A 15,491-nucleotide genomic window follows, 5' to 3' on the forward strand; every position below is an offset into this window, starting at 1 on the left:
GTAAATGTGAGTATAATAAATTCTATCATTGCTACATTAAATAATCATAATTCTTCACAATATTGTTTGATACTAAAATACCTAAGAGTACAGGGCAATTTGTCAGCACTGAAGTATCAGCATTTGGATTGAAGCAGGGAGAGAACCGGTGGGAACCAATATTACAAGCTCAGATGATTCCGAACCGTTCAAAGATGACGATTTCCATGCGCTGAGTCACCTTTTTTCTCTTTCAGAATTACATTACGTAGATATAGCCCGTAAAGAAAAAATTCCGCAACTAATGTCCCGCTGGCCATTATTGGCTGAGTTGGCGCAATTCGCTGAACACAGCGCGGAGAAAAAATAATATGGCTGTCATCGCGTTACAGGGTTTTCGTGGCGGCACCGGCACCACGTCGGTAACTGCGGCGCTGGCCTGGGGGCTCGCGCAACTGAATGAAAAAGTTCTGGTAATCGACTTTTCGCCGGAAAACATACTGCGATTGCATTTTGGCATGCCCTTCGCTCAGACGCGCGGCTGGTGCTCAGCGCACAAGGCCGGCGAAGCCTGGCAAAAAACAGCAATGCGTTATCACTCCCATCTCGATTTTCTTCCTTATGGTCATGTTGCTGGCGAAGATGCCAGTCATGCTGAATTCGACTGGAAAAAAGCCATCACGCAGCTCAAAAATACCGGTGTTTATGACTGGATCCTGATTGATGCTCCGGCGGCAGACCCTCTGCCTGCGCAGGCGGTGGCCGACAGCACGGTGGTGCTTTTGCACGCCGATACCCAGTCTCACCTCCGGTTACACCAGCACGAGCTGGCGGCGAATGGCCGCTATTTGCTCAATCAGTTCATTCCTTCCAGCCAGTTACAGCAGGATATTCTGCTGTTGTGGCAAGAAACTTTGCCAGCATTGATTCCGGTGATTTTACATCGTGATGAAGCGATGGCGGAATCGCTGGCGGCGAAACAACCGGTCGGTGAATGGAAAGATAACAGCAAGATCGCCCGTGAAATAAATACGCTGGCGAACTGGTTTCTGCTCAATCTTCGTCAGCCGAACACGGTGCGGAGTCCGGCAACATGAACGGCCTGCTGAACGTCTTTCTTGTGCCCCCGGTCATGCAGGAATTGCAGTACCGTTACCGCCGGTACCGTCAGGCAAAGTCCTCGCGTATCGCTTGCGGCATGATGATTTTTTGTGTGGCGGTGTGCTGGCTGTTTCTGCGATTTGAGTCACCGGCCTGGCAGCGTGTCGGGGCGCAACGTACCCGCTGGTATCCGCAAATATCACCTGCACGCGTGCGCCTGGCCGATCCGTTACGTTACCTGGTTCAAAGCCTGTGGTTGATGATAATTATCCCGGCCGGGAAAACCCGCGGCGGCATCGTTTATACACAGTGGCCGCAAAAATTGCGGGAAAAAACCCACAACTGGCTGGAATCTTTGCCAAAAAAGGTGAAGCAAAATCCGCTGGAAATTCGTATCACGCGTCGTATCGGCAAAATGAATCGCGTGGGCAGACGGGTTCTGATGCTGATGGCAGGGCTGGTGGCGTTTACGCTGGCCATGTTCTGTATTTCTCAGCCTTTTGGTTATGTCGCTCAGTTTATTTTCGTGGTGCTGCTGTGGAGCATTGCGATGGTTATCCGCCGTATTCCGGGGCGTTTCCCGGCGCTGATGATGATCGTTCTGTCGCTGACCATTTCCTGCCGTTATTTATGGTGGCGCTACACCTCGACGCTGAACTGGGAAGATCCGCTGAGCCTGATTTGTGGTTTATTGCTGTTGGGGGCGGAAACCTATTCCTGGACGGTGCTGGTTCTGGGTTATATCCAGACAATATGGCCGCTGAATCGTAAACCGGTGCCGATGCCGGAAGATGTGTCGACCTGGCCGACGGTTGACCTGATGATCCCAACCTATAATGAAGATCTCAGCGTGGTAAAACCGACGTTGTACGCTGCGCTCGGACTGGACTGGCCACGTGAAAAACTCACCATTTACCTGCTCGATGACGGTAATCGTCAGGAGTTCGCCGATTTTGCGCATGAAATCGGTATAAAATACATTGCGCGTGAAACGCATGAGCACGCCAAAGCCGGTAATATCAATAATGCGCTGAAACAGGCAAAAAGTGAGCTGGTAGCGATTTTTGACTGCGACCATGTGCCGACACGTTCTTTCCTGCAACTGACCGTCGGCTGGTTCTTCAAAGATAAAAAACTCAGCATGATGCAGACGCCGCATCACTTTTTCTCGCCGGATCCGTTCGAACGTAATCTGGGACGTATGCGACGCACGCCGAACGAAGGCGAGTTGTTTTACGGGCTGGTGCAGGACGGAAATGACCTGTGGGATGCCAGCTTCTTTTGCGGTTCCTGCGCGGTGTTACGCCGTGATGTGCTCGATGAGATTGGCGGTATCGCGGTGGAAACCGTGACCGAAGATGCCCACACTTCGCTGCGTATGCACCGCCACGGCTACAGTTCAGCCTATATCCGTATTCCGCAGGCGGCGGGGCTGGCGACGGAAAGTCTTTCTGCCCACGTCAGCCAGCGTGTCCGCTGGGCGCGCGGGATGGTGCAGATATTCCGACTTGATAATCCGTTGTTTGGTAAAGGACTGAAACTGGCGCAACGGTTATGTTATGCCAACGCCATGTTGCACTTCCTGGCTGGGATCCCGCGGCTTATCTTCCTGACCGCGCCGCTGGCGTTTCTGTTATTACACGCTTACATCATTTATGCCCCGGCGATTGCGATTGCGCTGTATGTTCTGCCGCACATGATCCACGCAAGCCTGACCAACTCCCGTGTGCAGGGGAAATACCGTCACTCGTTCTGGAACGAAATCTACGAAACCGTGCTGGCGTGGTATATCGCCAGGCCAACAACCGTGGCTTTATTTAATCCGCACGCAGGTAAATTCAATGTCACGGCGAAAGGTGGCCTGAACAAGCACGCCTACGTTGACTGGAAAATAAGCCGCCCGTACCAGATCCTGATGCTCCTCAATCTGGCCGGTATGATTTTCGGCATTTACCGCATTATTTATGGTCGCCCGGATGAAATCCTGACCGTGGTGGTGAGCATGGCGTGGGTGATTTACAACATGATTATCCTCGGCGGGGCGATTGCGGTGGCGTTTGAATCGAAGCAGGTGCGTCAGGCGCACCGCGTCGAAGCCAGAATGCCAGCATCACTGTTAAAACCGGACGGCCACATTTATGTCTGTACCGTCCAGGACTATTCTGACAATGGGGTCGGTCTGGAAACCCAAAGTGCCAACCAGTTTAATGCCGGTGACAACGTCACGTTATTGTTGCATCGTGGTCAGCAGGAATACGCCTTCCCGATGCAAATCAGCAGGGTGTTTGGCACCAGCATGGGGATGCAACTTTTGCCGCTCACCACGCAACAACATATCGATTTCATTCAATGTACTTTTGCCCGTGCTGACAGCTGGGTATTACGCGAAGACAGTTTCCCTGAAGACAAACCAATGGAAAGCCTGCGTGAAGTGCTCGGGCTCGGTATTCGCGGTTACCTGCGCATGCTGGATATCGCGCCGCAACGTTTGCGTCCGCTTGCCTCCCGCACCCAGTCGTTTGGTGGCTGGCTGCTGTCTTTCGCACCACGAAATCCGCCGCTGTCCGTTCAGCCTGATGAACCCAACCTGATGATGACGAAATAATGAAAAGACTTCCTTTAACAACTCTGATGGCATCCGCATTGATGTCATTGGCGATGGGTTCAGCGGCTCCGGCCTTCGGTGCGCCAGCGGGCGCAGTAAATCAGCCAGCTCCGACAGTCACGGCGGAAAACACCGTGGTGGCGCCTCAGGTGACGCTGCCTATGGTAGCGCCCGCGGTGAATCCGATGATTATTCCGGGCGCGCCGGTGCGCAATATCACGCTGCCACTTGCTGACGTCGCGCCAACGCCGGGTGCGATTACCCTGCGTGGTATTCAGCCCAATGGCCAGATTGAATTTGGTGTGCGCAGTGACGAAGTGGTAACACAGGCCATGCTGAATCTGGAATTCACGCCGTCGCCGTCGCTGATCCCGGTTGAATCGCATCTGAAGGTGTATCTCAATGATCAGCTGATGGGCGTTGAAGTGATCGACAAAGATCAGCTCGGCAAGAAAAATCACTTACAGATGGCGATTGATCCGCGCTATATCACGGACTTCAACCGCATCCGCCTGGAATTTGTCGGTCATTATAAAAGTGTCTGTGAAAACCCGGCCAACAACACGCTGTGGCTGGAAATCGGCAAGGGCAGTTCCATCAGTCTGCAATATCAGAAACTGCCGCTGAGCAACGATCTGGCACATTTCCCGATACCTTTCTTTGATGCGCGTGACAGCCGTCCGCTGGATTTACCCATGGTATTTGCCGCCTCGCCGGATGCTACCCAGCAACAGGCCGCAGCCATTCTTGCCTCGTGGTTTGGTACCAAAGCACAGTGGCGCGGCCAGTCGTTCCCCACGCTGTACAACCAGCTGCCGGACAGCCATGCCATCGTCTTTGCCACCAACGACAAACGTCCGGATTTCCTCAAAGATATGCCGCCGGTGAAAGGGCCGGTGGTGCAGATGGTGAGCCGCCCGGACAATCCGTACGTCAAAATGCTGCTGATTTTAGGGCGTGACGATAAGGACTTACTGACGGCTGTGAAGGGCATCGCGCAGGGGAATATCCTGTTCCGTGGCGAAACCATCGGGGTGGATACTGTTGACCAAATCCAGCCGCGACAGCCGTATGATGCGCCAAACTGGGTGCGGACCGACCGTCCGATGAATTTCGGTGAACTGAAACAGTACGCCGAACAGTTGCAGTCAGACGGCATTCAGCCGAATCCGATTACGCTCAATATCAATCTGCCGCCGGATCTGTTCCTCATTAACAGCACCGGTATTGATATGCGACTGAAATATCGTTACACGTCGCCGCAGCTGAAAAATACCTCGCGCCTGAGTATCAGCCTGAACAACCAGTTTGTGCAGGACCTGACCCTGAAAACTGGTCACGATCAGGATTCGCAGATTCTGCGTCTTTCCCTGTTGCAGGGGCTGCTGGATGGCAGCAAAGACCTGAATATACCGGCGCTGAAACTCGGAGCCGTCAACCAGATGCGCTTTGATTTTGACTACACCTCGCTGCTGGCGAGCGCGACAGAAGGCCGCTGTGAAATCTTCACCATGGCCCCGAATCACGTGGTCATTGACGACAGTTCAACCATCGACTTCTCCGGTTACCGTCACTTTATGGCAATGCCGGATTTGCGCGCGTTCGCCAATGCCGGTTTCCCGTTCAGCCGCATGGCCGATTTGTCGCAAACGCTGGTACTGGTTCAGCCACAACCGCAGCCGGTTCAGCTGACAACGCTGCTTGATGCGATGGGCAATATCGGTGCGCTGACCGGTTATCCGGCACTGGGCGTCGGGCTGACCGAAGACACCGCGAAGGCGAAATCGACCGATGCCGATTTACTGGTGATTGGCAATCTGCCGGAAGGTCTGCGTGACGACAGTATGCGCGATGACAAAAAAGCCAATCTGCTGATCAGCGCCGCGCGTGACGCAGTGAATACGCCAATCCGCCAGACTCCGCTGCCTGACAATACCGCACCGGCAAGTGACGCACGGGTGGATACCCGTTCGCAAATCACGGCGCAGGGCCCGATTGCAGCGGTAGTGGGTTTGCAGTCACCGTATTTTGACCAGCGCAGCGTGGTGGCACTGATGGCTAACAGCCCGAAAGGGTTTGAAATGCTCAATACCTCCATGCAGGACACCAAACAACGCGCGAAGGTCTTTGGCTCTGTGACGGTGGTGCGTGATTCCGGTGTCAGCAGCCTGCGAGTCGGCGACACCTATTACGTCGGCCATCTGCCATGGTGGGAACGCGTGTGGAATGCGCTGGCTACACATCCGGTGCTGCTGGCGGTAATGGCGGTTCTCGTGGTGCTGTTGGCAGCGATTCTGTTGTGGACCGGCCTGCGTTCACTGGCGCGTCGTCGTTTGTCTGATGATGATCAGGAATAAACACGTGAACACCGGCGCCAAAATGCATTTCTCTCTCAACCGGCTGGCCCTGACGTTAGGGCTGGCGCTGCTGGCTGCGCCCGCGATGTCAGCAGCGGAGGTTTCCCCCGAACAGTGGCTGCTGGAGCAGGTACGTATCGGGGAGGCCAGCCATCAGGATGATTTAGTGCGCCAGTCGCTCTTTCGCCTCGAACTGATGGACCCGCAAAATCCTAAGGTGCTTTCAGCCCGTTTACGTCTGCTACTGCGTGAAGGGGATCAGGCCAAAGCGCAGCAGCAACTGGAAAAAATCAAACAGATTGCGCCAGGTTCTGACGATTACCGGCAGGCTGAACTCAGCCTGAAAATTGCTTCACCACAGATGCAGCAAAAGCTGCAACAGACGCGTCTGCTGGCAACAGCAGGACGACTGGATGAGGCCAAAAAACAGTACGATGAACTGTTTGGCGGTCAGCCGCCGACGCTGGATCTGGCCGTTGAATACTGGCAACTGATTGCCCGTCTTCCGGGGCAAAAAGCCCGCGCACAGGCGCAGCTTCAGGCACTGAATAACCAGTATCCCGGCGATGTACAACTGCGGCTGCAACTGGCGCAGATGGCCTTCGAACAGGGTGATAACGCCAAAGCCGTGGGGCTGATTAAACAGATTGCTGCCACCAACGAAGGGCGTTCATCCGCCGCAGATTTATGGCTGGCGCGCATTAAAGACCAGCCGGTGAGCAATGCCAGCGTCGATGCCTTGCAGCAATTTATTGCCACATTTGATACCGGCCCGCAGGTCATTGTGGCTCAGCAGGAACTCCAGCGTCAGCAAGGATTACTGGCCGATCCACGCTATCAGGCCCGTATCCGTGGTCTGGCGCAGATTGAAAAAGGCGGTTCGACCGGCGCGATTGCGCCGCTGAAACAGGCTTTGCAGGCCACACCAAATGACGCCGAAGTGCTGGGCGCGATGGGGCTGGCCTATTCCCGCGCCGGTAACCGCCAGCAGGCTCTGACGATGTTCCAGCGTGCTAAAGTGGCGGAAACGGACAGCTATAACACCGGAAAATGGAGCAGCCTGATCCAGACGAACAGCTACTGGCTGAAAATCGATCAGGGCGATAAAGCACTAAAAGCCGGACAGTTCGCTCAGGCCGAAGCGGCGTATCAGCAGGCGCAGCGCCTCGACCCGCGTGACCCGTGGGCACCCATCGGGCTGGGTGATGTGGCGGTAGCGCGTAAAAACGATCCGCAGGCAGAACAGGCTTATCGCCGTGCGCTGATGTTTGAACGTGATAACAGCAGCGCCCAGCGCGGGCTGACCAATATTTATCAGCGGCAGTCACCGCAAAAAGCCCTCGATTACATCAACTCTTTACCGGCGGCGTCACGGGCAAAACTCAGTGACAAGCAGCACGGTTTACAAAGCGATCTGCTTACCGCTCAGGCGGAGAAATATGCCTCCCAACGCAACTGGAATCAGGCGGCAAACCGCTACGCTGAGGTACTAAAACTTAATCCGGACGATGTCTGGGCGACGTATCACTACGCCGATACTCTGCGGGAAGCGGGCGAACCGGCCAAAGCTGATGCCGTTTTTGCTCAGTTTGCGGCTAAGCATCCTTCCGACCCGCAACAGGTTTACGCCTATTCGCTGTATCTCTCAGGTTCGGATCGCGATGATGCGGCATTGCGTCATCTGCACACCTTGCCGGAAGCCAAATGGAACGACAACATGCGCGAAATGGCGCAGCGTATCCAGCTGGATAAAACGCTCACCGCGATTGATACCTCGCTGGCGTCGGGCAACACCACGCAGGCGAAACAGGAATTACAACAGGCCAATCTGCAGGGGCTGAGTCTTAATCAGCAGCGGCGTGTGGCAATGGCGTGGCGGGATGTCGGTGAAACCACCAAAGCCGCTTCGCTGTTACAACCGCTGAAAGTTGCCGCCGCGTCACAACCCGCCGGGCAAGACAAAGCGCTGATTTATCGCAATGCTGCCAACGTTGAACAACAGCTCGGTCAGCCAAATCTGGCATTGCAGGATTATCAGCAGGCGATGGTCGCCAGCGGGATCACCGATAAAGTGCCGCAGGACAATGACGGTTATACACGACTGACGCGTAACAATGCCGGTGATGACTGGCTCAAACGTGGCATCCGTTCTGATGCGCATGATTTGTACCGCCAGCAGGATGTGAATTTCACCGTAGATACAGATTCCTGGACTTCGAGCGGAACGCCGGGAAAATCAGATCTCACCGCGAACACCACCATGTTTCAGGCCGATATGCCGGTTTATCAGGGCCGCGGATTCCTGCGTGCCGACTGGGTGCGTATGGATGCCGGAACGTTCGACAATGAAAACGGCAACTATGAGGCAAGCTTCGGCACGTGTAGTGATCAGAGCTGCCGCAGTTACCGCAGCCAGACAGCGAATGGCCTCAGTCTGGGCGCAGGCTGGGAAAATGACAAATGGAAAGGGGACCTGGGAACCACGCCACTGGGCTTCCCGGTCGTCAACTGGGTCGGCGGACTGGCTTACAGCGGTGACTGGGACAAGATTGGCTGGACGACAACCGTCTCCCGCCGTCCGATTTCCAGCTCGTTACTTTCGTTTGCCGGAGCAAAAGATCCGGGCACAGGAACTACCTGGGGGGGCGTTATCGCCACCGGTGGCAGCCTGGGTTTAAGTTACGATCAGGGACAGGCAAACGGCGTATGGGCTGACCTGAGCGCGCATAAGCTGACCGGTAAAAATGTCGAAGACAATACCCGCGAGCGTTTGATGGGAGGGTATTACTACAAAGTCATCAATGAGGATAACCGCCGGGCGACCGTCGGCCTGAGTTCGATGGTCTGGCATTACCAGAAAGATCTCAGCGGTTATACGCTGGGACAGGGCGGTTATTATAGTCCGCAGCAATATTTCTCACTCTCTGTGCCGGTCAATTATCGCCAGCGCACTGAGAACTGGTCATGGCAGCTGGGGGGCTCGGTATCCTGGTCCCGTTCTTCGACCAGCGATCAAAAGCGTTATCCGATTCAAAACCTGATCCCTGATTCATTACCGGATAAAAGCGCTATCGAAACCGGCAGCAGCGGTTCTGGTTTTGGTTACACGCTTCAGGCCCTGGTGGAGCGCCGCATCAGTTCTCACTGGACCGTCGGCGGGGGTATCGATATTCAGCAGGCAAAAGATTACACACCAAGCCATGTCCTGCTTTACGTGAGATATTCAATGAAAGGATGGCAGGGGGATCTGGATCTGCCGCCGCAACCGTTAGAGCCATATGCGGACTTTAAGTAATGCCAGACCGGGCATTAGGGCGGTTTTCGCTGGCGCGAGGCTTTTCTCGCTTGCAGCGAGAGGGAACGCTTACAGCGAGAGGGAACGCTTGCGCGACAAGGTGAACGCTTGCAGCGAAGGCTTGATCGAGACAATTTCGGTTTCTTAATAACGGTTATCACCCGGCTTTTCTCGCCGAAACCGACCAAAGGAGGAAAGTGCTTTTCCTCCTTTGGATTCCTCCTCGCTTTTCAACAAGTGCTTCGCTCGCTGGCTATGTTTCAGGTATCGCAGCGACAGGCTGGAAATCTTGCCGCTGCGCGGTTCCTTCTCTCGGTCTTCGAGCCATAGGTCTCGAAGCCGCTCCGTTCAGCAAGATTTCTGAAACGCCCGCACAATCTTAAATTCAAAAACGGAATGGATTTATCTTTTAGATAAGTGCATTGGCGTGCTCAAAAATGGCACCGAATGAACGGTTCGAGACCTGAGGCTCGAAGCCTGAAATGAGGGAATCGCGCAGCGATGACATTTTGCGCCACTCACATATGTACCAGAATATGTCCGTCGCGCCTGCGTTAGCGCGCAGTAAAAGAGCCGGAGATTCTTAAGAGGCGCGGCGATAGGCGCCTCTTAAGGCCAGTTTGGGTGGCAACCCAAGGTTTTGACGTTGTGGGCCGACGCCCACGGTTTTGACCTTAAGGCCCGTTTGGGTGGCAACCCAAGGTTTAGCCCTTCGCGGCCAGCGAAAAGCGAGATTAAACAGCGCCCTGTTTATACCTGTCTTCCCCCCATCTCACCATTCCCTCCAGCAACTGCTTCAGCAACTCCTGGAGTGCAGCCGCCTTATCAGGCGCAAAGGCGAAAGGTTCGATCTCTTCCATGTAATTCACCTGCGCCAGTTCAAGCTGAACGGCGTGAATATCCCTGTCCGGCTGGCCGTAAGCGCGGGTGATGTAACCGCCTTTGAAGCGGCCATTGAGCACATGACTGAAACGGGTTTGCTGTTGACAGGTACGTTCGAGAATTTCACTCAGAGCCGGTGAGCAGCTGGCGCCGCTGTGAGTGCCAAGATTCAAATCCGGAAGCTGCCCGTCGAACAAGCGTGGGATCACCGAGGCAATAGAGTGCGCATCAAACAGTAACGCATAGCCAAATTCCTGCTTTAAACGTGTCAGTTCAGCGTGAATTTTCTGATGATACGGCTGCCAGATTTGATCAAGATACAGCTGGCGTTGCGCATCAGTCGGGGTCATTCCCGGTTTAAAGGTATCGCGTCCGTCAAATAACGTATCGGGATACAGGCCGGTTGTCGCGGTGGTATACAGGGGTTTATCGTCTGAAGGCCGGTTCAGGTCGATAACAAAACGCGAATACTGACCGACCAGAATGCTGGCACCGAGCGATCGTGCAAAATCGTACAACTGTGGAATATGCCAGTCGGTATCGGAAAGTGGCAGGGCAGCATCACTCAGGCCGCTGGCAACTTCTGGCGTCAGATGCGTACCGGCATGGGGAATGCTGATTAACAGGGGCGCGGTGCCGGAGATAAACTGGTAAGGCTCAGCGATAACAGTGTCGGTTGACGGGCTCATAAACGAAACTCTCCTCGGACTTCTCCACGAAAGACAACGGTGCAGGGCAGCTGACCGCCCAGCCAGTAAACCAGTTCAGCAGGACGCGACAGCGGCCAGTGAATGAAATCTGCGACTTTTCCCGCTTCCAGCGTGCCATGCGTTTGCTGTAAACCCAGTGCACGCGCACCATGGCAGGTGATCCCCGCCAGCGCTTCTTCCGGCGTCAGGCGGAACAACGTACAGCCCATGTTCAGCATCAGACGCAGGGAAAGCGCGGGAGATGTGCCGGGATTGGCATCACTGGCCAGCGCCATTGGCACGTTATATTTGCGAAACGCATCAACAGGCGGGCATTGCGTCTCACGCAGTAAATAATAGGCACCGGGTAATAAAACAGCGACGGTGCCGTTGGCGGCCATTGCCTGTGCATCTTCCGCGGTGGCATATTCCAGATGATCGGCGGATAACGCCTGGTGCCGAGCTGCCAGTGCGCTGCCATGCAGGGACGAGAGCTGTTCGGCGTGCAGCTTGACCGGTAATCCCAGGGCTTGTGCGGCGACAAAAACCCGTTCCACCTGTTCCGGGGAGAACGCAAGATGTTCACAAAAGGCATCCACCGCATCGGCCAGATTTTCACCGGCGACCACCGGCAACAGGGTTTCGCAGATCATCGCAATATAATCATCCGCCCGGCCTTTGAATTCCGGCGGCAGGGCGTGAGCGGCCAGGCAGGTGGATTTCACCTCGACCGGCAACATAACGCCCAGACGGCGGATAACCCGCAGCATCTTCAGTTCACTTTCGATACTGAGCCCGTAGCCGGATTTAATCTCAACGCAGGTGACGCCTTCGGCGAGCAGCGGCTGTAAGCGAAACAGCGCCTGTGCCAGCAGCTCGTCTTCAGTGGCCTCGCGGGTCGCATTGACGGTCGATAAAATCCCGCCACCGGCAGCCGCGATGTCAGCATAACTTACGCCGTTCAGGCGCTGTTCAAATTCCGCGCTGCGGTCGCCGCCAAATACCAGATGGGTGTGACAATCCACGAAACCCGGCGTGATGATGCCGCCTTCAAATTCATGCACTTTTGCACCGGGGAAATCCGGGCAGTCCGCTGCGCTGCCGGTCCAGACAATTTTGCTGCCGGTGACCGCAATCGCGCCGTTTTCAATCAGGTTGTAATGCCCCTCACGCATGGTCACCAGTGTGGCGCCGCGCCATACGCTGTGACAGTCGGAAGGCGGTTCGGAGGAAATCTGTGGGGAAAGGGCTACCGGCATGACAGGCTCCAGGCTGAATTCATCTTGTATAGACAACTAAAGTCAACCTAACGCATAACCTGTAAACCGGCAAGGCAGCCAGCGATAGTTTTTTCTTATTACGAGACGTCTTCCAAAATTTGAACGAAGAGATAGCGGCTATTCAAAGCCGCTATTAAGGTGTGCCGGGTCAGCCGTGGCTGGTGAAACGTCCGAATAACTGATAGCGGGAACCCGGATAAATCAGGCGCGCAGAAGTGACTACGCGGCTGCCGCTCCAGGTACGGCGATGGATCAGGAGGCAAGGCTCATGCTCGTTCAGTTGCAACAATTCGCGCTGCTCATCGCTGGCGCTGATCGCTTCAACGCGATGTTCACCCGCTGTCAGGGGGGCAATTTCCATCAGGTAGGTATAAGGCGTCTGCTTGTTCAGCACCTGTTGCAGATAATCAGGTGCGGTTTCGGGATTCACAAACCGGTCTTCGATTTGCACCGGCACGCTGTTTTCGTAATGCACAATCTGCGAATAAAACAGCAGGGTGCCGGTAGCAATTCCCAGCTGAAGCGCCTGATCGGCATTTGCCAGACGAGCCTCGCACACCAGAATTTTGCTGTCGTGGCGATGCCCGCGCTGCGCAATTTCATCGGCAATGTTATGCACTTCCAACATCGGGGTGTAGGCCTTGGCTTCGGCAACAAAAGTGCCGACCCCCTGCATGCGGATCAAAAAGCCTTCGCTGGTCAGCTCGCGCAAGGCGCGGTTGATCGTCATACGGCTGACGCCAAGCTCGTTCACCAGTTCGCTTTCAGAAGGCACACGCTGGTGTGGTTTCCAGACACCGGCACGGATCTGGCTGATGATCGCCTGTTTCACCCGCTGATAAATCGGCGCAGGCGTATCGCTCATTGCACCCGCCAGTTCGGACAATGTCTGCTGAGACACGCCCTGTTGCGCGGCACCAGACTGCGAAAGTGGTGTGGGCTCCGACATGTCTTTTATCTCACTCAACATTTACCTCACTCAACTTTTGCCTCACTCAATAAATATCCGGGCAAATTGTGGAAGTGTTTTAGTCTGCCCGTTAGTTTCCCCCAGAGAAAGTAAACGGAAAGGGCGTGACGGAAAACTAATTTTATAAAAAAAGGATTGTTGCAAGTTTACAGCGCAATCAGGCATATGTATATGTATAGACAAGTCGCTTAAAAGTTTCGCAATTGTTTCTTAAAAATTGCGTTTATGTTTTTTCTTGCTGACCAGGAACGCTGTTATGCCTGCTTATTTTGCTACACGCGCCTTACTCGCCCGCGGCTGGGCACACAATGTGCGTCTGGACGTGGATGTTACCGGAATTCTCTCTGCTGTGACGCCAGACAGTGACCCGCATGGCTGTTTGCCTCTCAATGGCCCGGTGGTACCGGGAATGCCGAATCTGCATTCCCATGCGTTTCAGCGGGTGATGGCCGGGCTTGCCGAAGTGGCAGGAAATCCGCAGGACAGTTTCTGGACATGGCGTGACCTGATGTATCGCATGGTGCAGCGTCTGACCCCTGAGCAGGTGGGCGTAATCGCCCGTCAGTTGTACATCGAAATGCTCAAGGGCGGTTACACGCAGGTGGCTGAGTTCCATTATCTGCATAACGACATCAGCGGACTGCCTTACGCCGATCGCGGTGAAATGACCGCGCACCTGAGCCACGCCGCAGCGCAGTCAGGCATTGGCCTGACGATGTTACCGGTGCTCTACAGTTACGCCGGATTTGGCGCTCAGCCCGCGCAGGCAGGGCAAAAACGGTTTATTCAGGATGCTGACCGTTACCTGCAACAGCAGGAGATTATTCGTCAGCAACTCACCGGTAATCCGCTGCAAAATCAGGGGCTGTGTTTTCATTCCCTGCGTGCCGTAACGCTTGAGCAAATGCAACAGGTGCTGGCAGCCGGTGATAAAAACATGCCGGTTCATATTCATATCGCTGAACAGCAAAAAGAAGTGAATGACTGCCTTGGCTGGAGCGGTCAGCGCCCGATCACCTGGCTTTATGACAATCTGGATATTGATGCGCGCTGGTGTCTGATCCACGCCACGCATGCTGACCGTTTTGAACTGGCAAGTATGGCAAACAGCGGCGCGGTAGCAGGGCTTTGCCCGACCACCGAAGCGAATCTTGGCGACGGGATTTTCCCCGGAGTGGATTATCTGACGCACGCGGGTCGCTGGGGCATTGGTTCTGACAGCCACGTGTCACTGAACATGGTGGAAGAGCTGCGCTGGTTTGAATACGGCCAGCGTTTACGTGACCAGCGCCGTAACCGCCTGACCACTTCTGCCCAAAACTCGGTGGGTGACGTGTTGTATACGCAGGCATTGCAGGGCGGTGCGCAGGCCTGCGGCGCGGCCATCGGTCAGCTTTCGGCAGGATATCGCGCTGACTGGCTGGTGCTCGACGGTGACAGTCCTTATATCGCCGCAGCAAAAGACAGTGAATTGCTTAACCGCTGGTTGTTTGCCGGTCATTCCGGACAAATCCGCGACGTGTATGTCGGTGGTGTTGCCAGAATTGAGAACGGTCTGCATGCAGACCAGCAGGTTGCGGCGGCAGATTTCCTGAAGCTGCTGAATCAGCTGGCGGAGGACGCCGTATGACACACCGCGAGCATTTCACCTTCGCCAGTCTGCCGGTCAGCCCGTGGCGTAACGGTGGCGGCGAAACCCGTGAAATCATCAGTTATCCGCCGGGGAAAAGTGATTTTGACTGGCGTATCAGCATCGCCACTATCGCAAAGGATGGCCCGTTTTCAGCCTTTCCGGGCATTGACCGTTCTATCACTTTGCTCAGCGGCGAGGGTGTGCATTTGCAGGCATTGCCTGACATAGACCACGCGCTTGATACCTGCGGCGTGCCTTTCAGCTTCAGCGGTGATATCGCGCTCAGCGCCCGTCTGCTGGGCGGCGTGACAACAGATTTTAACGTGATGACCCGCCGCACGGTTTGCGCTGCCCGTGTGAGCGCGACCGGAGAAAGCCTTCGTATCAGCCATGAAAAGGGCGGCGTAGTTTATGTAATCTGCGGCGAGTGGCAAATGCCGGATGGAGTGGTACTTGGCGCGGGTGAAGGGTTTGTCTGGTCTGCGCCACATGCGGAAAATCACGACGCTGAAGATTTTACTGTGACGGCAAAACACGCAGAGGGTCTACTGCTGTGGGCAGCGGTCACGCAATAACACGACACAAACAGCGCGCTAAAAAAGAGCGCAGGACGCACTGATTTGAATCACCAGAAGTCAAAAAACGGAGAGTAACAGACGCACAGTATTGGAAAACCGCCGCTGCCTGAACTGGCATAAAG

The 15,491-nt window shown here is 55.0% G+C and carries 10 protein-coding genes; 7 read left to right on the forward strand and 3 right to left on the reverse strand.

Annotated features, from left to right (window positions below; all coding sequences use genetic code 11):
* Positions 1–148: 148 nt before the first annotated feature.
* From bcsR to D5398_RS10365, 5 genes are read left to right on the forward strand one after another with little or no spacing between them, the layout of a single operon-like run.
* Positions 149–349, forward strand: coding sequence for a cellulose biosynthesis protein BcsR (bcsR, locus tag D5398_RS10345; RefSeq protein WP_120507546.1), 201 nt, complete (start codon positions 149–151; stop codon positions 347–349).
* Position 350: 1 nt separating this feature from the next.
* Positions 351–1,076: a cellulose biosynthesis protein BcsQ gene (gene bcsQ / locus D5398_RS10350; RefSeq protein WP_120507547.1), complete on the forward strand. Its 726-nt coding sequence runs from the start codon at positions 351–353 to the stop codon at positions 1,074–1,076.
* Positions 1,073–3,685 (forward strand): UDP-forming cellulose synthase catalytic subunit, encoded by a 2,613-nt coding sequence (bcsA, locus tag D5398_RS10355; protein WP_120507548.1) that lies wholly within the window; start codon positions 1,073–1,075, stop codon positions 3,683–3,685. The genes bcsQ and bcsA overlap by 4 nt, the downstream gene beginning before the upstream one ends.
* The gene (gene bcsB, locus D5398_RS10360) at positions 3,685–6,042 is read left to right on the forward strand and encodes a cellulose biosynthesis cyclic di-GMP-binding regulatory protein BcsB (RefSeq protein ID WP_120507549.1); all 2,358 of its coding nucleotides are present in this window, start codon (positions 3,685–3,687) and stop codon (positions 6,040–6,042) included. The genes bcsA and bcsB overlap by 1 nt, the downstream gene beginning before the upstream one ends.
* Before the next feature lie 22 nt (positions 6,043–6,064).
* On the forward strand, positions 6,065–9,337 hold the full coding sequence (locus tag D5398_RS10365) for a cellulose biosynthesis protein BcsC (RefSeq protein WP_120507701.1): 3,273 nt from the start codon (positions 6,065–6,067) through the stop codon (positions 9,335–9,337).
* A 734-nt stretch (positions 9,338–10,071) separates the two neighbouring features.
* Here D5398_RS10365 and hutG read toward each other — a convergent pair.
* The 3 genes from hutG to hutC form a co-directional block, all read right to left on the reverse strand.
* Positions 10,072–10,908 carry an N-formylglutamate deformylase gene (gene hutG / locus D5398_RS10370; protein WP_120507550.1) on the reverse strand — a complete coding sequence of 279 codons (837 nt, stop codon included), beginning with the start codon at positions 10,906–10,908 and terminating at the stop codon, positions 10,072–10,074.
* On the reverse strand, positions 10,905–12,167 hold the full coding sequence (gene hutI / locus D5398_RS10375; protein ID WP_120507551.1) for an imidazolonepropionase: 1,263 nt from the start codon (positions 12,165–12,167) through the stop codon (positions 10,905–10,907). The genes hutG and hutI overlap by 4 nt, the downstream gene beginning before the upstream one ends.
* Before the next feature lie 169 nt (positions 12,168–12,336).
* Positions 12,337–13,137 carry a histidine utilization repressor gene (gene hutC / locus D5398_RS10380; RefSeq protein WP_120507552.1) on the reverse strand — a complete coding sequence of 267 codons (801 nt, stop codon included), beginning with the start codon at positions 13,135–13,137 and terminating at the stop codon, positions 12,337–12,339.
* 277 nt (positions 13,138–13,414) lie between these two features.
* Between hutC and D5398_RS10385 the strand changes: the two genes are divergently transcribed.
* On the forward strand, positions 13,415–14,788 hold the full coding sequence (locus tag D5398_RS10385) for a formimidoylglutamate deiminase (protein WP_120507553.1): 1,374 nt from the start codon (positions 13,415–13,417) through the stop codon (positions 14,786–14,788).
* Complete coding sequence (locus tag D5398_RS10390; protein ID WP_120507554.1) at positions 14,785–15,366, forward strand: HutD/Ves family protein; 582 nt, start codon at positions 14,785–14,787, stop codon at positions 15,364–15,366. Before D5398_RS10385 ends, D5398_RS10390 begins: the two co-directional genes overlap by 4 nt.
* Positions 15,367–15,491 lie beyond the last annotated feature (125 nt).

This window comes from Rahnella bruchi (assembly GCF_003614975.1).
Classification (GTDB): Bacteria; Pseudomonadota; Gammaproteobacteria; order Enterobacterales; family Enterobacteriaceae; genus Rahnella; species Rahnella bruchi.